Genomic DNA, 523 nt, shown 5'->3' with positions numbered 1-523 from the left:
AGAAATGAAGCTGACCGACCTGTACAAGCTGGCCAAGCAATACCAGATCCCGTACTACGGAACGCTCAAGAAGAAAGAATTAATTTTCGCCATCCTGCGCGCACAAGCTGAGAAGAGTGGATTAATGTTTATGCAGGGTGTTCTGGAAATACTTCCTGAAGGTTACGGCTTTCTGAGGCCGATCAATTATCTCCCGAGTACCGAAGATATTTACATCTCTGCTTCACAAATCCGCAAGTTTGACTTGAGAACAGGCGATCTTGTTTCCGGTAAGTGCCGAACGCCAAAAGAAAATGAACGGTATTTTGGATTGCTTCAAGTTAACGCCGTCAATGGAAGAAGTCCTGAGCAAGCTGCTGAGCGGCTACATTTTCCTGCACTGACTCCACTGTATCCGCAAACCAAATTAGTCCTTGAAACTTCCCCCAACCATTTGTCTACGAGAATTATGGATGTACTGGCCCCTGTCGGACTTGGACAGCGCGGACTTATTGTGGCACCTCCCAAAGCTGGGAAGACGCTT

General features: G+C 47.2%; 1 protein-coding gene. It reads left to right on the top strand.

All coding sequences use genetic code 11. The features are described 5' to 3' along the window. Nucleotides 1-523, top strand: a 523-nt coding sequence (locus FOY53_RS24325; RefSeq protein WP_186766747.1) for a Rho termination factor N-terminal domain-containing protein, incomplete at both ends; no start/stop codon positions are given.

Origin of the sequence: Puniceibacterium confluentis (assembly GCF_007923445.1) — a bacterium.
In the GTDB taxonomy this organism is placed as follows: Bacteria; Pseudomonadota; Alphaproteobacteria; order Rhodobacterales; family Rhodobacteraceae; genus Puniceibacterium; species Puniceibacterium confluentis.
This window is presented reverse-complemented; position numbering and strand designations above follow the sequence as displayed.